The following is a 23,644-nucleotide window of genomic DNA, read 5'->3' on the forward strand; positions in this document are numbered from 1 at the left end:
ACATAGGCTCTTTGGCTAAATACATCGTAATGGTTGTGTTCAATCACATTGAGAATTTTCTGATAGAGCATCAACGCAGACCAAACCGGCCAACGGGCATCACGGCTTAGGGCTCTAATACCTCTTTCTGCTTTGGTATAGTAATCCCTTGCCCGTTGAATTTGGAAACGCATTAGTTCCTGCCAACGGTCATCAACCACACCTTTGAACAAATCATCCTCAGTGTAATTAAACCGTTGCAAATCTTCTAAGGGTATGTAAATACGACCTCGTCTAGCATCCTCTCCAATATCTCGGAGGATGTTAGTTAGCTGATTGGCAATACCTAATGCGATCGCTTCTCCCACCGGATTATAGGAGTTTGTTTGCTGATCCCAGGGTGCTTTACTAGTGGAGTTGTCAACCCCCAGCACAGCACTAGACATTAACCCCACCGTACCCGCCACCCGATAACAGTAAAGATTAAGTTCATCAAAGGTTTCATAGCGACTACGGTAGAGATCCATCTGCTGACCTGCAATCATATCCCGAAAGGGTTGAATATCTATTGGAAACCGTTCTAGGGTATCGACCAAAGCCACATCATAGTCATCGATGGGATGTCCGGCAAATATAGATTCCAGATGTTCTTCCCACTGATCTAGGGTTTCAGGGGTGGTTAAAGCCGCCTGGGGACCATCAACTAGTTCATCAGTTCGTCTGCACCAGACGTATATTGCCCAGATGGCTCGACGTTTGGCTTCTGGCATTAGTAGGGTGCCAAGATAAAACGTCTTAGAGTACTTCGCCGTAATCTGGCGGCATAATTCGTAGGATTTTGACCGGGAGGCCAGGTTTCTCATGGGCTGAGATTTGGGCAGTTGGAGCATTCTTAGCAACGTTGGAGATTGGAAGCTTTCAACTTTCATCCTTCAGCCCTCAGTACTCGCCCTTGGCATGGGTGAAGAGACTAACGGGATGTCAATCTCTGCTTTCTGATTGCCGGCTAGTGGTTGAGCGCTGGTTTGTGAAAGCCTAGTGCTGTTGTTATTTATTGCCTGCGATGTCAGCTTACCAGAAAGTACGGCTCCTTCCATACTTGCTAGGTATCGTTGCATAGTGTAATCCCCGCTTAGGAAGAAGTTGGCAATGGGTGTTTCTTGGGAGGGACGGTGCTGCTGCCGTCCTGGAGTTGCCTTATATACCGAACGGGGAGTCTTAACCACGTGGTATTTTAGCAGTTGAGCTGAGTTATCAGTACCAAAATGCTTGGGGAACAGTTTCTCCAGTTCTGCTAGGGTGGCATTCACAATTTCGAGATCGGATTTGCCAATCCAATATGACGCAGGTGCTAAGACCAATTCCAACATTGAGCGGTCAGGATTAGCGTACTCTTTGCAGGTATTGCTCATGTCAGCATAGACACTAAGCAGGGGTGATCGGGAAAATAACAGATGGTCAATATCCGTCAGTTTGCGGTCAAACCACATCTGCAGGTTAATTACCGGTACCCCCTCTAGCCCATCCAGCTGTGTGAAAAATTCCATGTCACCCCAAGGTTTGGGTATCATCAGCTTTAAAGGGTCTACCGGCATAGCTGATACATAAGCATCCGCTGTCAGAACTTGATCGGGTGCTCCATTCAATCCCCGGATCAAGAACCCACTGACAGTGTTGTCTGAATTGAGTAAAAATTCTTTAACTGGGGCATTCAAGCGTACTTCTCCACCCCGCTGTGTGATATAATCAACTAATGGTTGACAGAGTCGCTCCGTGGGAGAACCATCCAAGAATGCCATCTTGGAACCGTTTTTTTCCTGTAGGAAGCGGTTAAGAGCAGTCAAGATTACAGTGGACGAAATTTCATCAGGCCCAATAAAGTTTAGTGCCTTAGACATGGCGATGAAGACTTCCTTCTCTACTCGCGGTGGTACGTTCTGTTTTTTCAGCCATTCGGAGAAGGAGTATTTGTCCATTGCTTCCACATACTTTTGCCCTTGAAGCATGGCCGGAATCAACCCTATCCCAAAGCTAATCTTCTCGGGCCAGGTCAGCATGTCGTTATTGCGCAGAATTGCCACAATCCCATTGAGGGGAGCTGGTAGATCTGGGAAGTCAAACCGGGAGTAAGTTCCAGGTTGATTTGGCTGATTAAAAATCATGGTGTGCTCTTTCCACTGCAGCCGGTCTTCAATACCCAGTTCTTTAATTAGCTGCAGCATATTGGGATAGGCACCAAAAAATATATGGAGACCAGTTTCATACCAGTCTCCATCTTGATCTTTCCAGGCTGCCACTTTACCGCCTAAAACATTTCGGCGTTCTAGGACAATCGGGGTGTGACCAGCGTCTGTTAGATATTTAGCACAGGAAAGCCCTGCTAGTCCGGCTCCAGCGATCGCAACTCGCATGTGATAGTAATACTGTAAATTTTTCGCTTAGGGGTGTTCTTTTAATTATACTTTGCATTTCGTTACATTTTACATCTGACCCCCAGGTTTTTCCGGGGGGTGGTAAGAGCGGGAAGAGGGGGAAGAATGAAATTCTCTGGTCTGATCGAATCTTCCTGACCTCCTGTGACACTCTTTCTGCAACCATGGCATGCTCCCCCCTGTTAACTCAGGTTCGAGTTAAACCCTAGCGCTAGCTTAAATCACACGGAATATAAATGGGTAGCGGTAGGATACATTGGGATCCCCAAGAATCTTGAGAATTGCCATAATCGGCAGTACCAAACTTAAAATAAATAACAGAGGCAGGAAAAGCCAACCAATCAGGATAATAGTCAAAGTCCCAAAAATTACCTCATATAGCCAGACATTGAAGTGAAAATTAAGGGACTCTTTGGCATTATCTTTGACTACTTGATCATCGGAGATTAACAAGATAGCCAGGGGAATTAACACGGAGATAAATGAGACACTAATGAAAATTGCTCCGTGACATAATGCTGATAAAAGCTTGCGCTTGTCGGGGTCATAGTCGATGTTATTTTTTTGGTCATAAACCATAATAGAGCTCCTTTATTTCGATAATGTATTCAATTTTACTTACCTATAATCATAGCATTTATCTCCCTATACTATAGGTAGTAAATTCCGTCCAAAATCAGGTATGAAATCACCACATTATTGATTAGTTATTATTTAGTATAATTAGCAAAAGTATAGAACAGGGAATGGGAAAACGGGAATAGGTGAATTCGCCTCAGGGCTCAATTATCAAGACTAGTTTTGGACGGCAAGCTAATGGTCTATTAGTCATTAGTCATTTGTAACTACGAGCAGACTCTGGTCAATCAGAAAGGACTAATAACCATAAAATTATGTCAGAATGTAAAGGAAAGTCCCCTATCTAGTCTTTTCGGATGTCCACTGAACTTGAGGCAGAATTGCTCAACGCTGTTGAACACCGCCGTAACTTTGCGATTATTTCCCACCCGGACGCGGGTAAAACTACATTGACAGAAAAATTATTACTCTATGGTGGAGCAATTCACGAAGCCGGAGCAGTGAAGGCACGGCGAGCTCAGCGCAAGGCAACCTCGGACTGGATGGAAATGGAGCAACAACGGGGAATTTCGATTACCTCGACGGTGTTGCAGTTTGCCTATGAGGACTGTCAGATTAATTTACTGGACACACCCGGACACCAAGATTTCAGTGAAGATACCTATCGCACTCTGGCAGCAGCTGATAATGCGGTGATGCTGATTGATGCAGCAAAGGGTCTAGAGCCCCAAACCAGGAAATTGTTTGAAGTGTGCAAAATGCGATCGCTTCCTATATTTACCTTTGTCAACAAGCTTGACCGTCCCGCACGAGAACCCCTAGAACTACTCGATGAGATTGAGCAGGAGCTGGGGTTACAAACCTATGGGGTCAACTGGCCGATTGGCATGGGCGATCGCTTTAAAGGAGTTTTTGACCGCCGAAGACAACAAATCCACTTGTTTGAACGCACCGCTCACGGCTCCCGGGAGGCGAAGGATACGGTAGTTAATTTGGGGGACCCCCAGATTGAACAGCTGCTAGAACAAGACTTATATTATCAACTCAAGGAAGAGTTAGAAATTCTCGATGGTGTTGGTCCAGACCTGGATTTAGAGCTGATTCATGCTGGTCAAATGACCCCTGTGTTTTTTGGCAGTGCCATGACTAATTTTGGGGTGCAGCTTTTTCTAGATGCTTTTTTGGACTATGCCCTGAAACCAGAATCTCGGAAATCCACAGTGGGCGAGATTCCTCCAACTTATCCAGACTTTAGTGGCTTTGTGTTTAAGCTGCAAGCGAATATGGATCCCAAGCACCGGGATAGGGTGGCCTTTGTGCGGGTGTGTACGGGTAAGTTTGAAAAGGATATGACTGTCAGCCATGCTCGTACTGGTAAAACCGTTCGTTTGTCAAGACCCCAAAAGCTGTTTGCTCAAGACCGAGAATCCATTGATGTTGCCTATGCAGGGGATGTGATTGGTTTGAATAATCCGGGGGTGTTTGCGATTGGGGATACGATTTACAACGGTAAGAAGTTGGAGTATGAAGGTATTCCTTGTTTTTCCCCAGAATTGTTTGCTTATTTGAAGAATCCTAACCCCTCTAAGTTTAAGCAGTTCCAGAAAGGAGTCAAGGAGTTGCGGGAAGAAGGGGCTGTGCAAATTATGTATTCCGTTGATGAGTCGAAGCGGGACCCAATTCTGGCAGCAGTGGGACAGTTGCAATTTGAAGTAGTCCAGTTTCGCCTCAGAAATGAGTATGGCGTAGAAACCAGGTTGGATATGTTGCCCTATAGTGTGGCTCGTTGGGTAGCCGGTGGCTGGGGAGCCTTGGAAAAAGCTGGGCGTTTGTTTAATACTGTGACAGTCAAAGATAATTGGGGACGTCCAGTGCTATTGTTTAAAAATCAGTGGAATTTGCAGCAAGTCGCAGAAGATCATCCAGAGTTGGATTTGAATTCTAGCGCTCCTGTGGTGTCTGGTTCTGAACCCAAGTCTACATAGCATTTATGTGACGGGGTGATAAGCAGCCTTGTTAGCCTTACTGGGTGTGGGGTGTAGGGTATGGTTTCTAGCCAACGAATCCCACTACCCCTCTAGAAACTAGAGGATCCTAGGCACGAACGAGCTGCACACCGTTAATCCTTAACAAAACTCGCGGAATTCCCCACCTTCTTTCAAGGTGGGGAAAGAAGTTAGCGTAAGGTAGGGTCGCGGCTTGAGCGTCGGCAGGTTATGCATAAAAGGTAACGGCGCTTTTGTAATAAGGCGACCCAACAATCAGGTTTCGTCTCCGGGATGGATAGCGAAACGACAACCTATGAGATTGGTGCTAAAATGAACATGGTTGCTGACCCGCCTGACTGACTAAAAGGCTACCTTAAAAACGGTCTAATTATCGGATGTTTTAGATCCCAAGGTATAAAAGTACTAGCAGAGCTCAGGGAAGAGACTTGCCCCAGCTGGTTAGCCATAGATGCTGTAATTCCAAGGTAAGTCTGTCGTAAAAGTTATACGTCTGCGGAAGGCGGATGTCTGCCTGTGGACGCTGAGTAAGACCAACGCTAGCAGGCGTGCTTTCCAATGGCTGGGAAACCCGGCCTTGGCTTGCGCCTCTGGTTGAGGCATCGGCGGATGAAGCGGGAAATCCCAAAGACGAATAAAACCGTCCCTGATTAGATCTGAGAATTGGAAGCCCCAACCTCAGTGAAACAGGTTGGGGTACTTCACTAAGACCTTCGACGCCTAGAACTACGGGGACGTTGTCTCGAATAAGAGCGCTCTTCATCCCTCAATTTACGACTAACTTGGACAAAGACATCTCGTTGCACGTAAGGATAGTCATTTACCCAAATGTCTAAGCTAGGAATATATATATCACTGGTCTGGGCAATCTTCCCTAAGTCAGGCTGATTGGACATAACCAACATCTGAGCAATTTGTCCAGGTGAAATATTTTTGTGGAGGCGTTCTAGGGGAACTTGCAGCTGACTTATAAATCCAGTTTCATCTTCGACTTCTAGATTTAACCGTCTCTCCCGGTGTTCCACAATTACCAACTCACCCCGCTGATTGACTTGTTCTTCTGTACCAATCAACTCCTCCGTCACAAATACATCCTCGATTCGACCCTGCCAGAAGCCACTATAGCCATATCGGCGCATCTTTAGGTTTCGCATACTTGCCCAATATACGGGACCCCACAACCAGTAAAGCCCTGCAGTGATCTCGAATAATACCCGGAAGGGAGCAAAAGCTGAACCAAGCATCAAAGCTAAAATTAAAATCACCACAACTGCGATTAAAGAAATTAACAGTCGCCTTAAAAAATCTCGAAACTTGCCCCAGTAGTAGCGATACTGGAGCCCCGTGGCTAGGACGGGAACGATTTGTTCAAACTTCTGGCGAGTGATCGGAATTAGCATGGGTTTTGTACTTAGTTCTTAGTCCTTAGTCTTTAGTTAATTAATCTGTCTTTAGTGTTTAGTTTTTAGATTTATTGTGATTGATCTCAATTTTGACAAATCACGAATGACTAATGACTAATGACCAATAACTCGTCACAAGATTTTCTCTAACCCATATAGTAGACCTTTGAGCTGGGTAACTTTGCGAATCGCGAGCAGTACTCCTGGCATATAGCAGGAACGGTCGCTGGTGTCGTGACGTAGGGTGTAAATTTGACCAGGGGCACCGAAGATGACTTCTTGGTGAGCAATTAAGCCAGGTAAACGCACGCTATGAATCCGAATATTGTCTTCTGCAATACTTCCCCTGGCACCTTTTAGTTTTTCGGTTTCTTCCACCATTGCCGGATTATAGGTTTTACCTGCTCCAGCCATTCGTTGGGCGGTTTGAATGGCAGTACCGCTGGGAGCGTCGGCTTTTTGGTTGTGGTGGAGTTCTATGATTTCTAAGTGGTCAAAGTATTGGGAGGCTTGCACAGCTGCTTGTTGCAGTAATGCCATACCAATGGAGAAGTTGGGGATAATTAGGCAGCCAGTGCTGGCTTTTTCAGCAAATTCTGAGAGGTCTTTGATTTGGTCGGGACTAAGACCAGTGGTGCCAACTACGGGGCGGACACCGTATGCGATCGCAGTTCGGATGTTCTCGTATATGCTATCAGGGTGGGTAAAGTCTACCATCACCCCTTGGGTTTTTTCTTGGGTAGCAAGAACTAGATTGGCTTGCAGGTCATTGAGAATGGGAATTTCAACTGGTTCGCACCCCGCAACTTCTCCGGCGTCTTGACCTAGATACTTAGGATTGGTATCGATGGCACCGATTAGGGTTATGTCTTGGGCTTGAGATACAGCCTTAATCACCTCTCTACCCATTTTTCCGGCGGCACCGTTTACTACTACTGGAATGGGATTTGAATTGGACATGGTTTCAGGATAGTTTGGGGCTCTGCCAAGGTAATTCTAGTGTATATTGGGAGTTTTGGTGGGAGTGGGCTTAGGGGATGGAACCGTGAAGACCCGAGCGGACACCACGGATAGCACTAAGGGTAGATGGGTTCAAATCTTGCTTGTAGTTATAAGCCCCCGTTATTAGCCCCCAAATTCATCCCAAATTCAAGTTTACTATGCTCTTTATCGGTGAGGCTAATCCTGAAAGAAGCGATTAGTGCTGTAGTGGTAGGGTAGGGCGTGGGTCAGCATCTGGCTGAAATGAATTGTCACGGCTATACTAGCAAAGTCAGTATATGTTTGTAACTAGCTTAATTTGGTATATGAGTAGTGCTGTTAAAGTAGTTCAACCCACAGGCATTCTAGATGGTACACAAGCTGCCAGTTTTCGTCAAGAGGTTGCTGAGCTGGTGGAATCTAACGCAGATATTATTTTGATTGATTTTAAAGATGTTACTTTTATGGATAGTTCTGGTTTGGGAGCGTTGGTACTTGCTCTGAAAACTATTCGTGCTGCTGGGAGCAAGATGTATATCTGCTCAGTTAATGAGCAAATCAAAATGTTATTTGAACTGACCAGCATGGACAGAGTTTTTGAAATCTTTTCTACACGAGAAGATTTTGAAAGCGAGGTGCTTTCTACAAGATAATTCCAGGGAAGTCTATAGGGCGATCGCCCTTGGGCGTAGCCCTTTTCAAATCCTAGGTTTTGTTTCAGTAAAGGTAGGAAGATGGTTTAGGAAAATTCCCTAACCCTTAATTAACCTGAGTTCGACATAACCAACTATCCTCCGATTTAGGATTGAGGAGTCAGGATTATCCAGTCAAAAGTCAGGATTCATAATAATTAGTTCTCCAGTAATTTTGAACATAAATTGGCAAAAAAAGCCACCAATCGTTCTTTATCGGCCCACTAACCTGGCTGAATGCTTCTGATGATTGACTGCCATTGATTATCCTGTCTCCTCATTAAAATATGCCAATTTATTTCAGGTAAATGAGGTTGATTATTCCAGGGAAAGTGTTCATAAAAAATTGATTTCCAGTAACGATAAATCATCATCAAAATAGTGTTTAGGGTTCACGGCTTCCAGAGATTTCAAAATCAAATCTAGGTGACAAGCACCATTGTGATTTTGCTTACACTCTGCCAGTAACCTAATGAAGGGCTCAAGTCCCCAAACGTTCCCATTGGATTGGTTAATCTCGTAAATCCCATCGCTGAATATATATAGGGTGCTCGATTCAGTAATTTCACAGCACTGATCAATGTAATCGGCATCTGGGAACATACCAACGGGTAAGCCAGGGGTTTTTAGACGTTGTACTTCCATCAAGGAACCATGGGTCTGAGCAATTAATATTGCGGGTGGATGTCCTGCACTAGCATAGACCAGTTGACGCTTGACCTGGTTATATACCCCATACCAGACCGTGAAGTATTTATCATTTCGCTCAGTGATCTGGAAGGTTTGGTTCAACCCTCGTAGAACATCACTCGGTTGATAGTAGTTAATCGACTTTAGAGCCCGCGACCTGAGTAAATTTAGCACTGAAAGTGTGGGCAAGGCAGCTCGTAAGCCATGTCCAGCAGCATCCAGCAGATAAATTGCCAAATGCTCTGAGTCTAGCCAATAATAGTCAAAGCCATCACCTCCCAGTTTTCGGGAGGGAATAAATCGGGTGTCGATGGTCACCGATGGTTTGATCATCCGGTCTGGAAGAATCGAACTAACATACTCTGCTGCCTCGGCTAATTCTCCCTCCAACAACTGCTTTTGGTGCTGCAAATCATGACTTAGTTGATGTAACCTCAAGCCAGCTCTGACTCGTGCGTTCAACTCTGCTATTTCGATCGGCTTACACAGAAAGTCATCTGCTCCAGCATCTAACCCCTCTACCCGGTCTTCAATGGAATTTCGAGATGTCACCAGAATAAATATGGTGGTTGAGAGTCCCGGTGTTGCCTTGAGTTGACGACAGACATCCAATCCATTCATACCGGGCATAATCCAATCGCAAATGACTAGGGCTGGACGTAACTTTTGTACCTGCACCAAACCTTCTTCGCCGTTGCTAGCTACAGCTACCTCATAACCCTGCTTGTAAAGGGTTCGTTTCAGTAACATCTGAATGGCTGGATCATCATCAATAATCAGAATTTGGTTCATGGCACTGAGGTTGTACAAATTACTCTAGGATTTATCAATACACTGACTTACAATCAGGACAGCAAGTAGATTCTGACCGGCTGAATTTCACGAAACCTTGATCAGACCCCAAGGTAAGTTAGACTGAGTTACTTTTATTGATGGCATTCCCTATTGGCATACCGGATTTATTTGTTCCTAACTTCCTTCTCTTGCACCGCTTCCGGTTTCTTCCCCCTTTTCGCGCATCTCAATCAATCTTTCCGATTTTGGGCAACAGCTTCTAGGGGGCAAGACCCCCTAGAGGGCGAGACCCCCTGGCTTGATAGAAAACGGGAAAAGAAACCCCATTTGCCCCAATGGTTTTCCCAGTGCTTCTGGCAAAGCTTCTGGAAAAAATTTTCTTTGAAGGCATTGAGTATTAGTCCATGGTAGAGGGAGATATAAATCTAGGTTAAACTGGATTCCTTGATCTTAGAGTACCCTTTGGAGAGAATCAGGCTTCAATGTGGTTGATGTATGTGGTTGATGTATGTGGTTGATGTAAAAGATTTTGAGGAATTGAAAAAATTGAAAACATCTATCCAAAAATTTCCTAGCGACCTTAAGGCGTTAGAAAAGGCTTTGGGATGGTTTGACCAGTTCAAACCATCGTCTGTTCGCCAAAAAGTCTGGTTGCAGTGCCAATTAGCTCTCGCTGAAGGATTTACCAATGCTGTTCGCCATGCTCACAAAGATTTGCCAGAAGACGTTTCCATTGATGTTGAAGTTACTTTATTCCCCCAGCGCTTAGAGTTACGCATCTGGGATCAAGGACCTCCCTTTGATTTAGAACAGCGGCTGACAGACATCAAGCAGCAAATGAACCTTGAATCTGGTGGTGGACGTGGCATCGCAATACTAAAAAAAATTGCTGATCATCTCAGCTATACCCGTACCGATGACAACCGGAACTGTTTGTTAATTGTGAAGTGTTATCAGGAATTGGGAAAGAGCGATTTAAAAACTTTTTGTAAAGAAAATGTTAACGAGTCTCGATTACCAATTGTCCGACCGATGGAGTAGGATAGTTAGATGGGTGACCTAAGTGCCTGAAACTCTGATGCTGTGCTAGTTAGACTTTTGTTGACATTTATTTATACTCAGCAGAGAATAACACAAAATCTTTAATATTCTGAGTAATTCACTATTTTGTTTGGCAACACCATACCGGGTTTGGAAGAGTATGCTCACAAAATGCGATTGACGTTCCGTCACGCTACGCGATCGCATCCAACCGCCCTTTTCGGTAACCTTACTGGCCGCAAAGACTCTCGGTTATCACGGATAACCGTTTCTGTTGCTATGGGACAGTTACTTGCACAATTATTTTGATCCTAAATAGAATTTACGGTAGCAGGCTTTGGTGAATCCTTAGCAACACGTTGACCTGTCATCACCATAGGAACCCCATTTTCAGGAGCAATCGCGAATCCACGACGAGCTGGTTTAATGATTTTGTCTTGTGCTAGGGCTAAGTGATAATTAGACAATACCTTAGCCAAAACCAGTTTCATTTCCAACATCGCCAAAGTAGCACCAATACAGCGTCGGTTTCCACCACCAAAGGGAAAATACTCATAGGCAGAGTATTGACGCTCAAGGAATCGTTCTGGTTTAAACTGATCGGAGTCTGGATAGAGGTCTTCTCGACGATGGGTTAAATAGGGACAGGCAAAAAGGGTAGTATTGGCCTGATAGTGGTGACCCATAATAGTAATTGGGGCTGTGGTAATGCGGGCGAAGATCACAAACGCCACTGGGTAAATCCGCAGGGTTTCGTAGGCTACTGCTGTGAGATAGGGCAGTTGGGCAATTGCCATCGGGTCTGGATTATCCCCTAAGCTATCAATTTCCTCTAGCAGTTTTTGGCGCACTGTCGGTAATCGATGAATCCAGTAAAATGCCCAAGCTAAAGCGGTTGCAGTAGTCTCATGACCTGCAAACAAGAGAGTCATCAACTGATCTTGTAACTCGTGATCACTCATTAACTCACCATTTTCGTCCCGAGCGGACATCATTAAACTGAGAATGTCATTGCCCATATGCTCGGGTTGCTCTCGGCGCTGATTAATCTCTTCCTGAAGGAGGTTATAAATTTCCTGCCTACGCCGCACCAACTTGCCCCAAGGACTCCAAGCCCCTAAATCTCGTTGCAGGAACTTAAAAAACAGCATACTAGAGCGCAGGGGGGAACTAGTCATATCTAGCATGGCTGCCAGGAGTGGCTTCAGTTTTTGGTAACGGGGTCCGTGACCTAGACCGAAAACCCCCTGCATGATTACCTGGATGGTAATGTCTTGCATGGCAGTACGGGCAGTAAAGGCTTGACCGATTACCCACTGACTCGCTACTTGCTCAGTAATATCACAAATCAATTGACTGTAGGAATTAATTCGTTGCCCATGAAAGGGAGGAATCAAAAGTTTACGCTGCCGCTGGTGGGGTTGACCATCGAGTAAAGTCATTGAGGTTTCCCCCAGCAAGGGTCGTAGCAGCTTATTTCGTTCACCAGACTTAAACTGGCTAGGAGGAGCGGTCAAGACTTCCTGAATTGCTTGGGGATGGCTGAGGATGACTAACGGTCCGAAACCACTTAGCCGTATGGTAAATGTATCTCCATAGCGTTCTACACACTGATCCAAATATTTCAGAGGGTCAGCAACCCAATAGATTAACTGTAACCACTCAGGGATTTGAGGACCTTCAGGCAATTTACTCACACTCGTTTTCCTCTGTTACTTTCTTAAGACAAATTCATGGTCTAACCTAACTACCATATTGCAACAAAACCTTCGGTTAGCTCATTACTATCAGAAAAGCGCTTATTGACAAGCTATTAATAGGATTAAGGGTAATCAAAACTAGTCGATTAATCCTATTCTGTTAGTCTCTGGGAATTCAAATGAAGCAAGATTTGATCACAATCTCGACAAGGCAGGTATGACAATGGATCTAGAGTTGCAGATTCTCAAGTCGTCTCAATAGTAGTCTCAATCAATCTCATCCATAAGACATTTCACTGGTTAAAACCCCAAATTTACCCTTTATACTAATTCCGCACCAAGCCAGCTGATTGTAATATTTGTTTAATACTCGTAATAATTAGAAAAGGTTTCTGAGACTATGACAGTTGGTAGCAGGGTTCCGACATTTTGTCAAGGAATTCAGTATTTTGGCAACACCATACCGGGTTTTGATGCGGCTTCTGACCAATACGGGCAACAAGCAGCGATTGCCCTGGGGCAAAATGCGATCGCATCTCCTGAGGATCCAGCAGCTGTCTTCCAGACCTTACTGGCTGCTGATGCCCTACGCTACCTAACCCTGCACATCACTGCTAGTAAATCTTCTGGTCATCCAGGGGGATTTGCCAGCATTGCGGACGGGATTGCAGCTTTGGTGATGCTGGGTTACAAAAACATTATTACTGAAGTGGGACATCATGCCCCAGGCTTCTACAGTAACATGTTTCTGGACGGCTCCCTAGAGGAGATGGGCATTAAGACTGTAGAACAGATGGGGGAACGCTTCCGAGAAATGCACGGATTGCTCGGACACCTTTCTGGTCAAATTCCCGGACTCCTCAATCCGGCTGGCCCCCTCGGACAAGGGCAACACTTTGCCATGGCCGGGGCTTTGCTTCATCCAGGGGTACTATTCCCAGTTACCATAGGGGATGGGGGCTTGGGTGAACCTTATGTGATGAGCAGTTTTGGTCACTTCTCTACGGCTTATCCCCAGGTGACTAATTTTCTGCCCATATTAGTGTGGAATGGTTACAGCCAGGAACACCATAGTATGGTTTCCACAAAGTCCAATCAAGAGATGATTGCATACTGGCAGGGGAATGGTTTCCAAGAAGTAATCTTAATCAATGCTAAGGATTACGATGATGCTGACCAACCCGGTGAGTATATCGATAGCACAGAGTTTTCGTTCCAGAAGCGGTTGGCATTTACCCAAGGGGTTTTGGAAGCTACGGATAAAGCGGCTAAATCAGCGTTGAGTGGTAAGTTAACGGTGCTGATTGTTAAACAACTCAAAGGAGCGGGAGTCCACAAACGGGGAGCGAAAGCTCACAATCTCTACCCAGGAGATACCCTGGAAAAAGATTATATTGTTAGTGCCCTTAAAGCTCGGGCGTTGCCTTCTAAAGCCTGGGAATTAGTCAGGACAAATTTTGAGCGTTCTGGAGGAGGGTCAGCAGCCCATACTGTAGTCACAGAAAAGGAATTGCCTTTACCAGATTTAGGTGAATTACCTTTAGAGGAATTTGTGATTGACGCAGACAAGAAAATAGCGACTACCGCTATGGGAACGATAGTTGCTCATGTGGGGCAAAAAGACCCTAATTTTATTATTTCCAATGCTGATGGCAATGCTGCTTCTGGAATTAATAATATTAACCAAGCCCTAAAAATTATCCACCCCACCCCGGATGAAATTTACTTCCAAGGCCCAAAAGGTCAGGTGTACGAACCCTTGAGTGAAGATGCTTGTGCTGGATTAGCGGTAGGGTTAGCTTTGTTTGGCGCTCGTACTCTGTGGTGTTCTTATGAATCCTTTGCTATCAATGGGTTACCCATTTGGCAAACCGTTACCCAAGCCATGGCAGAATTGCGCCGTCCTACTCCGTCTACTATTACATTATTTACCGCTGGGGCACTGGAGCAAGGACGCAATGGTTGGACTCACCAGCGTCCTGAAATTGAAAATTACTTTGCTGCTATGATGCGCAATGGCAATATTTTCCCCTTGTTTCCCTGTGATGCTAATAGTATCCAAGTGTGTTATGAGTGGGCGCTGAGTACTAAGAATAAAGGAATTACCATTACTGCTAGTAAGTCACCCTTACCGGTGCGCACGACCTTTGAGCAAACCCGTCAAGGATTGCGAGATGGTGCAGTGGTGTTGCATGAAACTAAAGGTAGTAAAACTGTTGTGTTTGCGGTGATTGGGGATATGAGCCTGATGCCAGTGTTTGATGCTGCTTCGGATTTGGAAGAGCAAGGGATTGGGGTGCGGATTGTTTCGGTAATCAGTCCCCGCCGCTTGTACCGTCCTGATGATACGGCTTGGAAAACCTGTACTGAAGCTGATGGCGGTTTCTTAGATGATCAGGGGTTTGAACAGCTGTTTGGTGGGGATGGGTTGATTGGTGTTACTGGTGGTACCAGTGCGATGCTGGAACCGATTATGTTACGTAGTACTTGCCAGCGGGATGTGGTGGCTTGGAAGCGTGGTGAAACGGCTGGCAGTGCTGGTCAAATTATGGCGTTTAATGGTTTGACTGCTGAGGCTTTGGCTAAACGAGCGATTGACTTGGTTGGTTAAAATTTAGTTGGCTAGAATTTTTTGGTGTAGCCCTATCTTTAAGGATGGGGCTGCACTAATCAAGCCTCGCTGCCCGGAGCCAAGACTAAACGTTAATAGTTGTTAAATTAAGGCAGATTCATGTTCCAAGAGATTGCTGCTCAGATTGCTTTTTCCCCCTCCTTTCCCTATTTAGCCACAGCTCTAGGGATTACTAGCATCGGGGGACTACTGGGCTGGGGCTGGTGGCAACGAAAAAATACTTACAAATCTCTAGAGTTACTGCCGTGTCCTCCCAAACACTGGCTATTGGGAAATCTTCCTCAGGTATTAGCAGCAGTTAAACAGAAAAAATTCTTCCAATTATTGTTTGATTGGAGCAAGCAGCTAGGCCCGATTTATGTTTTATGGATTAACCCTCCAGTTCTGGTTTTGAGTCAACCAAAGGTGATAGAAAACACCATTGTGAATGGCATCAAAGATGGCAGCTTAGGTAGGTGTAAGCAATTGCGCCAAGTTTTCAACGACCTTGCTGGTGCTCCCGTTCTTATCGGAGAAAACGGGAGTGAGTGGCAGTGGCGACGGAAGGCTTGGAATCCTCAATTCAATTCTAGTGGTCTGTCCAAATACTTTGAGATTATTAACCTTGCCTGCGAACAAGTAATTGCCAGACTTCTGCAAGATGCACCGCAAACAGAGGTAAAGGTCGATTTCCTGTTTGTGGAACTAACTATGAGGGTGATTTTCTGTTTAGTGGTGGGAATTCCTGTAGATGGAAAATCCTCTAGTTCTGAAGGTCCACCCCTCGATATTCTTAAGGCTCACGAGGCGATGTCTATTATAGGATATCGGGTCTTACGGTTATTCGCTGGGGAGAAGATATGGATGAAATATTTGCCCACTAAGGCTTCACGAGATTACTGGAGAGCAATGGCATATTTAGAGGGTTTGATTGGTCCGAGAGTGGAATTAGCCTTGAAGATGAGAGCACAAAACCCGACTAATTGGGGGCAGGTAAGTCCAAACTTCCAGGAATCGATGTTAGTGAAAATAGCGGCTAAGGAACCAAAATACACTCGGAAAACACTGATAGCAGAAGCGATTGAAATCTTGATTGCTGGTACTGATACCACAGCTCATACTTTATCCTTTGCGGTAGCAGAGTTAGCATTAAATGCCAGGGTTTTTCAGAAAGCACAAGCTGTGGTTGACCAGAGTTGGCAAAGTAATGGTGGTATTAATACAGAAAGTCTGAAAAAACTGACTTACATCAGTGCCATTATCAAAGAAACTTTGCGCCTTTATTCAGTCGCCGAAGGTTCCACTTCCTTGGAGGCTGAAGGTGAAACCGTGATTGAGGGCAACTTGATTCCTCGTGGCACGATTATCTCCTGGTCAATACTTGGTGCTGGGCGAGACCCAGAGGTCTATGGCAACCCCGAGGAATTTTGGCCAGAGCGTTGGTTAGACCAGGGCAAGGGCAGCAGCCCACTTCCAATGATCACCTTTGGCTCAGGTTCTCATCGTTGCTTGGGAGAGCATCTGGCCATGGTGGAAGCAACGGTAATGCTAGCCATGCTGCTCCGTTATTTCGACTGGGAGTTGGTCAATGGTCGTTCATCTGTTGAACAGTTAGAACAGAACCTTTTGATTTATCCGTCCGATGGGATGCCAGTGCGTTTTAAGCCTAGAGACTTGCAGTGTATTGAGGAAACTTACTAGGTTTTAGGGAGTAGGGAGTAGGGAGTAGGGAGTAGGGATTAAGGGCAGTCATGGGGGTTTCCACGGGGCTGATAATGGTTTTTGGGTAACCTATCTCTTAATAAGAGACCTTCATGATATACCCAGTCGTGCCCCTGACCGTTAACAGGTGTGCTCCTCTTAACGGTAAGGTGTTAAGAGCATGTTAAGCTTATAGATTAAAAGGCTCCCGACCACTATCTTATCATAGGCACGGACAACTATGCGACCTGATTTGCAGGACTTGGTGATTTCAGAGGATTATCTAACCAATTTGATTGGGGAGAAGCCAGAGCGAGTCAGAGGTTTTTTCCTAGAGAAACCAAAAGAACCAGGAGATTTCCTGATCAAATTGGGTAGAGGGTCCTTTCTATGGCTGAAATATAAGGCAGTTAGACGGCTGGTGAAAGAGGTGGATCGATACAATACGGTGATTAGAGCTGTACACATTAATGATCAATTGGAAGAAGCTGGGAATCCAGGTGTTGGTCTCAGTAATCGGGAGCGAGTGCTCGAAGCCCTTAGGGTGATGAAAACGGATTTAGTGCGTGCCTTGAAGACAGAACGAATTCTCAGGGAGAATAAGCAGTTTATTACTAAGAATCCTCAGCTATTTACTACTAATTTAACCACCTTGACCGCCCTGCACTTGAGTGATCAGGCCAGTGAGTATGGACGAGTGCTAGACCAAGCCTTGCAGGTGGCAGTGGGGGTGCAAGAGGAAATGAGAAAATTGCAGAATCAGCGTTAGTGGACGCTAAAGTATTTAGTTTAGGGAGTCGGGAGTCGGGAGTCGGGAGTCGGGAGTCGGGAATAGGGAATCGGGAATCGGGAATCGGGAATCGGGAATCGGGAAAAATCCTGTGTACCTGAGGTGCGACCCGTGGGGAATTTAATTCTTAATGGGTCAAGGGCACCTGATAGTTATGACAAAACCTGTCAGAAGAGCAAATATTTAGTTAAAGAATAAAAGCAACTGATTATTGCTGTTATTAAAAAGCGATAATAATTAATTCTATTACCCCTTGGATAATATTTAATTATTTAAGTTACCGTAAAAAAATAGGTTAATTTTTAAGTTTTAATAGTAGTATATCGATTCCATAGTTGAGTGGTAATTCTAAGAATAGATGGCAAAAGCATAGGTCTGGCATGACGCTTCATTGTCATTATTCATTCAGAGAATTACAGGAATTGTACAATGCCTTATCAAAATATTACCGGTACTCTCTCCGAAAGAGATATCCAAGAAATCAAAACTGCCCTACAAACGATTGAATAAAAGCTGCCTTTCTTAGTTAATCTAACGGCTGAGGAACGACGCAACATGTTTAAAATGGGTTCAAAAAGTCTATCCTTTGTGAATAATAGCCTCACTGCTGCCCAATCTAACCCCAAAATTCTACCTGCTAGCTTTGACCTAGACGAGTTTGTACGGGACTATCAGCTCGCTGTGACTCTGACCGATGTCTTATTCCAACTGCGACAGTTAACTGAAAAGGTGGATGATACCTTAATGGCAGTCAGCTCTGAAGCGATGAACAGCAGTCTACAAGTCTATGATTACATCAAGACGGCTGCGAAAAGGACTCCCGGTCTAAAAACCATTGCCGAGAGTTTAGGGAAACGCTTTAAAAAAGTTAATCGTAATAAGTCTGCTAAAGCCAATTCTCAGGCTTAGGTTCCAACAAGGCTTTCGGTCGAAGTTCTGAGCTTCGTGGACGAGCCTCTGAGCTTCCTGGACGAGCCTCTGAGCTTCCTGGACGAGCCTCTGAGCTTCCTGGACGAGCCTCTGAGCTTCGTTTATATCCCCTAAATCCATAATCAGGACTTACAGACCAAGACCCTTGAACCCGTTTATCCTGATCCATCAAAAGCTGACATCGGTATCATTACGGTCAATAACCCGCTTGGCAGATTAGTCCTGATTATGTTGCTCGATCCTGTGCTAGGCATGATCCATAACATGATCCATAGTTAGTATGGATCATCAAATGAAGTACCGACATTTGCTTCTAGCCACTTAGCGATCGCGTAGCGTGACGTTCCGTCAATCGCATTTTGGCTTTCTTGGTCTGTTGCTAACCTTTCCATCATTACCACAACATCCATTTATGGGACATCTAGAGAATATCCATTTACTTCAAGGAAAGTTGCCATCACTGGGAAAGCGACCCTTTTATTGCCATCTATAAACGGATGGTTTTTTGCCAAACCATATCCATAGGCTGCTGCTAAATCAAATAAGGTTGGTTGACCATATGCAAATAGATGTCTAGGTCTGGCTAAACTAGCCGATAGCAGATTTTCGTCCCGAATTCCTGGACTTCCCCCATGTTGTGCAATTTGATCACTATGAATAGCTCTGGCTATAGCTTCCGATCTCCACAGCGGTTCCCTCACTTAGCCAGCTCCCTCAACGCATTTTCATACCTCTTGCTGACTTTCTGATAAGCTGCCATTACCGTTTCAAACTCAGGGTCTTTTGTGGTGATTTCAACACCATCAGCGGTTTCTGTGATAAATACAGTATCTCCTTGGCCTTTCGGCCACGCTACGCGAACACCAACATTAAGCTGTTGTAGGATCTCGTCAGGTAGGGTTATCCCTAAGGAATTACCAATCTTATTAATTTTGAGCTTGTACATAGTGTAAAGGGGGCGTTGCTGAATTAAGGAATTAATAGGAGTCGGGTGGGCATCCTACCTGCCGGAAAATTGTAACGGGCAAGATGCCCATTCCACCAAGATACCCGTTCTACAGCTATCGGTCACTCCCGATTCCCCATTCCCCATTCCCGACTCCCGATTCCCGACTCCCGACTCCCTACTCCCTACGGATCTATAATAATACATAAACCAAACAACAACTACCAATAACATGCTGGATTGGTTAGCACTTTGGGGACTTTCTAGTGCCGGTGGCTATCTTGCCAAAGAAGTGATCGGTCCCTTGGCCAAAGACGCTCTAGAAGACTACACTAAGGATTTTTTCAAAGAATCTATCAAAGATTATACCGGACTATCGGATCAAGATACCCAGAAAAAACTCTTGCTTAAAGCCTTAAAAGCTTTTGTGGCTTTAATGGAAAAGGAATTAAAAGTTGCTGACCTATCTAAGCAAGAGGTAAAACAATATACTAAACCCCTCAAGCAGTATATTAATAACCAATCCATTAAAGCTATCCTGGGAAGTGCCTTTAACTATGGCTGTAAAGAAATAGATACCGAAACATTAGCCAAGACTTGGGTTGAGCTGAAGTTATTACCATTACCGGAAGAATTTCGTTGGAAGTATATTGGTAGACAATATCTCAAGCAAGTACAAACTATCATTAAGCAATCGGATAAGTTACGGCCTATCCGCAATTTCGAAAATATTGAAGCGATCGCCAAAAACACTGAAGCTACAGCAGGCATTATCCCAGACTTTGACTTAAGGGAATATCAAGAAGCAATCCTAGAACGCTATGGTAATGTCAAATTAGATAGTTTAGATACCGACGGCTCTGCCTATAATCAACTAAAACTCTGGAATATATTTATCCCCCAAAATGTGCGAGAGGTTCATGACTTGATGCCAGAGGCGATTCATGAACTTCCTAAGGATTATGATCAAAAACTGCTAGAGACTGGTCAACTAGAACAGGAAATTGACCAACAGGAGCTGGAAAAAGCTAAAAAGCTTTATTATCAACAGCCAATTAAATCCGTATTGGATGTGATCAAGGACTCTCAACGCTATCGGTATTTGGTAGTTTTAGGAGACCCAGGCTCTGGTAAATCTACCTTGCTACAATATTTAGCATTGGAGTGGGCAAGAACAGATATAACTACTGCCTTTTCTCTACCAATTCCCTTACTGATTGAATTACGCACCTATATCCGGAATCGCGATAGTGGACAGTGTAATAACTTTTTGGAATTCTGTCATCAAAGCAGTGGCTCTATCTGTCATCTCAATCAACATCAAATTCATGACCAGTTAAAAGCTGGTAATGCCTTAGTGATGTTTGATGGCTTGGATGAAGTGTTTGATTTAGGGAAACGAGAAGATGTGATTACGGATATTCATCGCTTTACGAATAAGTATCCCAAGGTAAGAGTAATTGTAACATCTCGGGTAATTGGTTATAAACCCCAACGGCTACGGGATGCTGAATTTCGTCATGTTATGCTCCAAGACTTGGAGTCGGAACAAATTCAAACCTTTATCGAGCACTGGCATGATTTAACTTTTACGGATCAAGCCGATAAAGTTAGGAAACGGGAGCGCTTACAAAAAGCAATAGACACATCCTCCCCCATTCGACAACTGGCGCAAAATCCCCTATTACTAACGATGATGGCAATCCTGAATCGCAATCAAGAATTGCCTCGTGACCGTTCTGAACTCTATAACCAATCCTCTCGATTACTGCTCCATCAATGGGATTATGATTATGACCCTTATGGAAATGAGGCAAAGTTAGTCCGTGATATTCGCATTAAAGCTGTAGTAGCAGTAGCCACCCATTGGCAAGACCACCCAGATACCTTGCCCCTACTTCAAGAATTGGCTGGCTCTGATACTGATCTAGATCTGCGAGTTACAGCAATTAAACAGTTAGCTCAAGGTTACAAAGACCACCCAGATGCCTTCGCCACACTTCAAGAATTGGCTCGCTCTGATACTGATTCGTGGGTGCGGCGTACAGCAATTGAACAGTTAGCTCAATGTTACAAAGACCACCCAGATGCCTTCGCCACACTTCAACAATCGGCTCGCTCTGATACTGATCTAGATTTGCGAGTTACAGCAATTAAACAATTAGCTCAAGGTTACAAAGACCACCCAGATGCCTTCGCCACACTTCAACAATTGGCTTGCTCGGATATTTATGTGTTAGTGCGACGTACAGCAATTGAACAGTTAGCTCAAGGTTACCAAGACCACCCAGATACCTTAGCCCTACTTCAACAATCGGCTCGCTCTAATACTGATTCGCGGGTGCGAGCTACAGCAATTGAACAGTTAGCTCAAGGTTACCAAGACCACCCAGATACCTTAGCCCTACTTCAACAATCGGCTCGCTCTGATCCTGATTCGCGGGTGCGACGTACAGCAATTGAACAGTTAGCTCAATGTTACCAAGACCACCGAGATACTTTACCTCTACTTCAACAATCGGCTCGCTCTGATACTAATTGGGAGTTGCGAATTACAGCAATTGAACAGTTAGCTCAAGGTTACCAAGACCACCGAGATACTTTACCTCTACTTCAAGCATCGGTTCGCTCTGATACTGATTCGTGGGTACGAATTACAGCAATTGAACAGTTAGCTCAAGGTTACCAAGACCACCGAGATACCTTCGCCCTACTTCAACAATCGGCTCGCTTTGATACTGATTCGGATGTGCGAGTTACAGCAATTGAACAGTTAGCTCAAGGTTGGCACGATCGCGTAGCGTGGCCTACGGCCAATCAGCCTTGGTTATTTGAATTTTTATGCGATCGCATTCTCCATGACCCCTTTGAGCGTAAGGAACGCTGGGATGACAATCCTCGACAAGCAGCCCTTAAGGCCATCCTCGAATATTATCCTAACCATTTTCAAACCCGATCCTTATTGCAGGATAGAGCAGACCATGACTCCGATCCTAAACTGCGGAAGTTTGCTCAGAAGGAATTAGTCAAATTATCGAGCTTTTCATAGTAATCAAGTATATAGCAATTATCATAGCTATAAAAATTGCTATACATAATAAAACAATTAACCAAAATACCTATGAAAGCAATTCTATACACAAAATACGGATCACCCGATGTTCTTCAGCTCAAAGAAATAGAAAAACCCATCCCTAAGGAGGATGAAGTATTAGTAAAAATTCATAGCGCATCCGCCAATGCAGGTGATTGGCATTTACTCAGAGGAGAACCCTTATTGATCCGCATCATGGGCTTTGGACTCCTAAAACCAAAAAACCAGATACTGGGAGCAGACATAGCAGGGCGGGTTGAAGCCATTGGCAAAAACGTAAAGCAGTTTCAGCCAGGTGATGAAGTATTCGGGAACCTATCCGAGGGTGGTTTCGGGGGTTTTGCCGAGTATGTATGTGCTAAGGAAAGTGCATTGGTGTTGAAACCCGCCAATATCACCTTCGAGGAAGTGGCAGCAGTACCGGCAGCAGCACTCACCGCCCTGCAAGGTCTTCGGGACCAAGGGCAGATTCAGTCAGGGCAAAAGGTTTTAATTAATGGTGCCTCTGGTGGTGTAGGTACCTTTGCCGTCCAGATTGCCAAATCCTTCGGAGCGGAAGTGACTGGCGTGTGCAGCACCAGGAATTTAGACATGGTGCGCTCCATTGGTGCAGACCATGTGATTGATTACACTAAAGAAGATTTTACCAAAAATGGTCAGCATTATGACCTAATTCTTGATGCTGCGGCCTATCGTTCCATTTTGGATTACAAGAATATATTAACTCCCAACGGAATTTATGTCTTCGTCGGAGGTTCCACAGCTCAACTTTTCCAACTTATGTTCCTAGGACCATGGATTTCCATGACCGGAAGTAATAAAATCGTGTCCCTGTTTATGGAACCAAACAAGAAGGATTTGGTGTTTATCAAAGAGCTTCTTGAAACCGGCAAAATAGCAGCTGTTATCGATAGAAGATACAGCTTAAGTGAGGTGCCTGAAGCTATCAGATATCTTGAACAAGGACACGGGAGAGGTAAAGTTGTAATAACGTTGGAAGAGTAGGGAGTAGGGAGTAGGGAGTAGGGAGTAGGGAGTAGGGAGTAGGGAGTAGGGAGTAGGGAGTAGGGAGTAGGGAGTAGGGAGTAGGGAGTAGGGAGTAGGGAGTAGGGAAAAAATCCTGTGTACCTCATTAGGCTAAAAACCGCTATATAGGTAAAAACCAAAGGGCAAAAGGCAAGATTTTTAAACTAGTTAAGTTGATTAATATAGTGTTTTCCCTACTTATGAGGTACACAGATTTTATTCCCTATTCCCTATTCCCTGTTCCCTAT

At 44.7% G+C, this 23,644-nt stretch carries 23 protein-coding genes; 12 read left to right on the forward strand and 11 right to left on the reverse strand.

Annotated features, from left to right (window positions below; translation table 11 throughout):
• From crtB to F6K53_RS26420, 3 genes are all read right to left on the reverse strand, one after another.
• On the reverse strand, window positions 1–869 hold an 869-nt coding region (crtB, locus tag F6K53_RS26410; protein ID WP_293082698.1), incomplete at its 3' end, for a 15-cis-phytoene synthase CrtB.
• A gap of 42 nt (window positions 870–911) precedes the next feature.
• Complete coding sequence (gene pds, locus F6K53_RS26415; protein WP_293064661.1) at window positions 912–2,390, reverse strand: 15-cis-phytoene desaturase; 1,479 nt, start codon at window positions 2,388–2,390, stop codon at window positions 912–914.
• A 237-nt stretch (window positions 2,391–2,627) separates the two neighbouring features.
• Complete coding sequence (locus F6K53_RS26420; RefSeq protein WP_293036197.1) at window positions 2,628–2,990, reverse strand: DUF4870 domain-containing protein; 363 nt, start codon at window positions 2,988–2,990, stop codon at window positions 2,628–2,630.
• 356 nt (window positions 2,991–3,346) lie between these two features.
• On the opposite strand from F6K53_RS26420, the gene prfC reads away from it, so the two are divergent.
• Window positions 3,347–4,975, forward strand: a complete 1,629-nt coding sequence (gene prfC, locus F6K53_RS26425; RefSeq protein WP_293044921.1) for a peptide chain release factor 3 — start codon at window positions 3,347–3,349, stop codon at window positions 4,973–4,975.
• Window positions 4,976–5,700: 725 nt separating this feature from the next.
• Here the strand turns inward: prfC and F6K53_RS26430 are convergent.
• Together F6K53_RS26430 and dapB are read right to left on the reverse strand one after the other, a co-directional pair.
• On the reverse strand, window positions 5,701–6,396 hold the full coding sequence (locus F6K53_RS26430; protein ID WP_293044919.1) for a phosphate ABC transporter permease: 696 nt from the start codon (window positions 6,394–6,396) through the stop codon (window positions 5,701–5,703).
• A gap of 135 nt (window positions 6,397–6,531) precedes the next feature.
• On the reverse strand, window positions 6,532–7,359 hold the full coding sequence (gene dapB, locus F6K53_RS26435) for a 4-hydroxy-tetrahydrodipicolinate reductase (RefSeq protein WP_293018848.1): 828 nt from the start codon (window positions 7,357–7,359) through the stop codon (window positions 6,532–6,534).
• A 347-nt stretch (window positions 7,360–7,706) separates the two neighbouring features.
• Here dapB and F6K53_RS26440 point away from each other — a divergent pair, with 347 nt between their 5' ends.
• The gene (locus F6K53_RS26440; protein ID WP_293018849.1) at window positions 7,707–8,033 is read left to right on the forward strand and encodes an STAS domain-containing protein; all 327 of its coding nucleotides are present in this window, start codon (window positions 7,707–7,709) and stop codon (window positions 8,031–8,033) included.
• A gap of 375 nt (window positions 8,034–8,408) precedes the next feature.
• On the opposite strand, the gene F6K53_RS26445 is transcribed toward F6K53_RS26440, so the two are convergent.
• Window positions 8,409–9,554: a SpoIIE family protein phosphatase gene (locus F6K53_RS26445; RefSeq protein WP_293018850.1), complete on the reverse strand. Its 1,146-nt coding sequence runs from the start codon at window positions 9,552–9,554 to the stop codon at window positions 8,409–8,411.
• 549 nt (window positions 9,555–10,103) lie between these two features.
• On the opposite strand from F6K53_RS26445, the gene F6K53_RS26450 reads away from it, so the two are divergent.
• Window positions 10,104–10,598 (forward strand): ATP-binding protein, encoded by a 495-nt coding sequence (locus tag F6K53_RS26450; protein WP_293018852.1) that lies wholly within the window; start codon window positions 10,104–10,106, stop codon window positions 10,596–10,598.
• A 126-nt stretch (window positions 10,599–10,724) separates the two neighbouring features.
• The gene (locus tag F6K53_RS26455) at window positions 10,725–10,907 is read left to right on the forward strand and encodes a hypothetical protein (protein ID WP_293018854.1); all 183 of its coding nucleotides are present in this window, start codon (window positions 10,725–10,727) and stop codon (window positions 10,905–10,907) included.
• Between the two features lie 2 nt (window positions 10,908–10,909).
• Here the strand turns inward: F6K53_RS26455 and F6K53_RS26460 are convergent, their stop codons facing one another.
• Complete coding sequence (locus F6K53_RS26460; protein ID WP_293018855.1) at window positions 10,910–12,295, reverse strand: cytochrome P450; 1,386 nt, start codon at window positions 12,293–12,295, stop codon at window positions 10,910–10,912.
• A gap of 403 nt (window positions 12,296–12,698) precedes the next feature.
• Here F6K53_RS26460 and F6K53_RS26465 point away from each other — a divergent pair, with 403 nt between their 5' ends.
• The 5 genes from F6K53_RS26465 to F6K53_RS26485 all read left to right on the forward strand — a co-directional run bounded on the left by F6K53_RS26465 (window position 12,699) and on the right by F6K53_RS26485 (window position 18,309).
• A complete protein-coding gene (locus F6K53_RS26465; protein ID WP_293018857.1) occupies window positions 12,699–14,909 on the forward strand; it encodes a phosphoketolase in 2,211 nt (736 codons plus the stop codon).
• A 120-nt stretch (window positions 14,910–15,029) separates the two neighbouring features.
• Complete coding sequence (locus tag F6K53_RS26470) at window positions 15,030–16,610, forward strand: cytochrome P450 (RefSeq protein ID WP_293064673.1); 1,581 nt, start codon at window positions 15,030–15,032, stop codon at window positions 16,608–16,610.
• Window positions 16,611–16,851: 241 nt separating this feature from the next.
• Window positions 16,852–17,379: a hypothetical protein gene (locus F6K53_RS26475; RefSeq protein WP_293018859.1), complete on the forward strand. Its 528-nt coding sequence runs from the start codon at window positions 16,852–16,854 to the stop codon at window positions 17,377–17,379.
• Window positions 17,379–17,501, forward strand: coding sequence for a hypothetical protein (locus F6K53_RS26480; RefSeq protein WP_293030813.1), 123 nt, complete (start codon window positions 17,379–17,381; stop codon window positions 17,499–17,501). The genes F6K53_RS26475 and F6K53_RS26480 overlap by 1 nt, the downstream gene beginning before the upstream one ends.
• Window positions 17,502–17,955: 454 nt before the next feature.
• The gene (locus F6K53_RS26485; protein ID WP_293082683.1) at window positions 17,956–18,309 is read left to right on the forward strand and encodes a hypothetical protein; all 354 of its coding nucleotides are present in this window, start codon (window positions 17,956–17,958) and stop codon (window positions 18,307–18,309) included.
• Here the strand turns inward: F6K53_RS26485 and F6K53_RS26490 are convergent.
• The 4 genes from F6K53_RS26490 to F6K53_RS26500 form a co-directional block, all read right to left on the reverse strand.
• Complete coding sequence (locus F6K53_RS26490; protein WP_293064678.1) at window positions 18,287–18,499, reverse strand: hypothetical protein; 213 nt, start codon at window positions 18,497–18,499, stop codon at window positions 18,287–18,289. The two genes, F6K53_RS26485 and F6K53_RS26490, sit on opposite strands and share 23 nt — an antisense overlap.
• A gap of 106 nt (window positions 18,500–18,605) precedes the next feature.
• Complete coding sequence (locus F6K53_RS46040) at window positions 18,606–18,740, reverse strand: hypothetical protein (RefSeq protein WP_364300990.1); 135 nt, start codon at window positions 18,738–18,740, stop codon at window positions 18,606–18,608.
• Entirely contained in the window at window positions 18,741–19,031 is a 291-nt protein-coding gene (locus tag F6K53_RS26495) for a type II toxin-antitoxin system death-on-curing family toxin (RefSeq protein ID WP_293046767.1), read from the reverse strand.
• Complete coding sequence (locus F6K53_RS26500) at window positions 19,028–19,276, reverse strand: AbrB/MazE/SpoVT family DNA-binding domain-containing protein (protein ID WP_293046766.1); 249 nt, start codon at window positions 19,274–19,276, stop codon at window positions 19,028–19,030. The genes F6K53_RS26495 and F6K53_RS26500 overlap by 4 nt, the downstream gene beginning before the upstream one ends.
• A gap of 83 nt (window positions 19,277–19,359) precedes the next feature.
• Between F6K53_RS26500 and F6K53_RS26505 the strand changes: the two genes are divergently transcribed.
• From F6K53_RS26505 to F6K53_RS26515, 3 genes are all read left to right on the forward strand, one after another.
• Complete coding sequence (locus F6K53_RS26505; RefSeq protein ID WP_293064680.1) at window positions 19,360–19,485, forward strand: hypothetical protein; 126 nt, start codon at window positions 19,360–19,362, stop codon at window positions 19,483–19,485.
• A 23-nt stretch (window positions 19,486–19,508) separates the two neighbouring features.
• Complete coding sequence (locus F6K53_RS26510; RefSeq protein ID WP_293064682.1) at window positions 19,509–22,325, forward strand: HEAT repeat domain-containing protein; 2,817 nt, start codon at window positions 19,509–19,511, stop codon at window positions 22,323–22,325.
• 72 nt (window positions 22,326–22,397) lie between these two features.
• Entirely contained in the window at window positions 22,398–23,375 is a 978-nt protein-coding gene (locus F6K53_RS26515; RefSeq protein ID WP_293064684.1) for an NAD(P)-dependent alcohol dehydrogenase, read from the forward strand.
• Window positions 23,376–23,644 lie beyond the last annotated feature (269 nt).

The sequence above is a fragment of the Moorena sp. SIO4A1 genome, assembly GCF_010672065.1.
In the GTDB taxonomy this organism is placed as follows: Bacteria; Cyanobacteriota; Cyanobacteriia; order Cyanobacteriales; family Coleofasciculaceae; genus Moorena.

What these genes read in the sequence shown, in the direction of transcription:
- prfC (WP_293044921.1), top strand. Translation starts at nt 3,347, where the DNA reads ATGTCCACTGAACTTGAGGCAGAATTGCTCAACGCTGTTGAACACCGC.
- F6K53_RS26465 (WP_293018857.1), top strand. Translation starts at nt 12,699, where the DNA reads ATGACAGTTGGTAGCAGGGTTCCGACATTTTGTCAAGGAATTCAGTAT.
- F6K53_RS26510 (WP_293064682.1), top strand. Translation starts at nt 19,509, where the DNA reads ATGCTGGATTGGTTAGCACTTTGGGGACTTTCTAGTGCCGGTGGCTAT.
- F6K53_RS26515 (WP_293064684.1), top strand. Translation starts at nt 22,398, where the DNA reads ATGAAAGCAATTCTATACACAAAATACGGATCACCCGATGTTCTTCAG.
- F6K53_RS26505 (WP_293064680.1), top strand. Translation starts at nt 19,360, where the DNA reads ATGCCCATTCCACCAAGATACCCGTTCTACAGCTATCGGTCACTCCCG.
- F6K53_RS26500 (WP_293046766.1), bottom strand. Translation starts at nt 19,276, where the DNA reads ATGTACAAGCTCAAAATTAATAAGATTGGTAATTCCTTAGGGATAACC.
- F6K53_RS26470 (WP_293064673.1), top strand. Translation starts at nt 15,030, where the DNA reads ATGTTCCAAGAGATTGCTGCTCAGATTGCTTTTTCCCCCTCCTTTCCC.
- F6K53_RS26430 (WP_293044919.1), bottom strand. Translation starts at nt 6,396, where the DNA reads ATGCTAATTCCGATCACTCGCCAGAAGTTTGAACAAATCGTTCCCGTC.
- F6K53_RS26440 (WP_293018849.1), top strand. Translation starts at nt 7,707, where the DNA reads ATGAGTAGTGCTGTTAAAGTAGTTCAACCCACAGGCATTCTAGATGGT.
- F6K53_RS26485 (WP_293082683.1), top strand. Translation starts at nt 17,956, where the DNA reads ATGTTTAAAATGGGTTCAAAAAGTCTATCCTTTGTGAATAATAGCCTC.
- dapB (WP_293018848.1), bottom strand. Translation starts at nt 7,359, where the DNA reads ATGTCCAATTCAAATCCCATTCCAGTAGTAGTAAACGGTGCCGCCGGA.
- F6K53_RS26490 (WP_293064678.1), bottom strand. Translation starts at nt 18,499, where the DNA reads ATGGATCAGGATAAACGGGTTCAAGGGTCTTGGTCTGTAAGTCCTGAT.
- F6K53_RS26420 (WP_293036197.1), bottom strand. Translation starts at nt 2,990, where the DNA reads ATGGTTTATGACCAAAAAAATAACATCGACTATGACCCCGACAAGCGC.
- F6K53_RS26475 (WP_293018859.1), top strand. Translation starts at nt 16,852, where the DNA reads ATGCGACCTGATTTGCAGGACTTGGTGATTTCAGAGGATTATCTAACC.
- F6K53_RS46040 (WP_364300990.1), bottom strand. Translation starts at nt 18,740, where the DNA reads ATGGATGTTGTGGTAATGATGGAAAGGTTAGCAACAGACCAAGAAAGC.
- F6K53_RS26445 (WP_293018850.1), bottom strand. Translation starts at nt 9,554, where the DNA reads ATGAACCAAATTCTGATTATTGATGATGATCCAGCCATTCAGATGTTA.
- pds (WP_293064661.1), bottom strand. Translation starts at nt 2,390, where the DNA reads ATGCGAGTTGCGATCGCTGGAGCCGGACTAGCAGGGCTTTCCTGTGCT.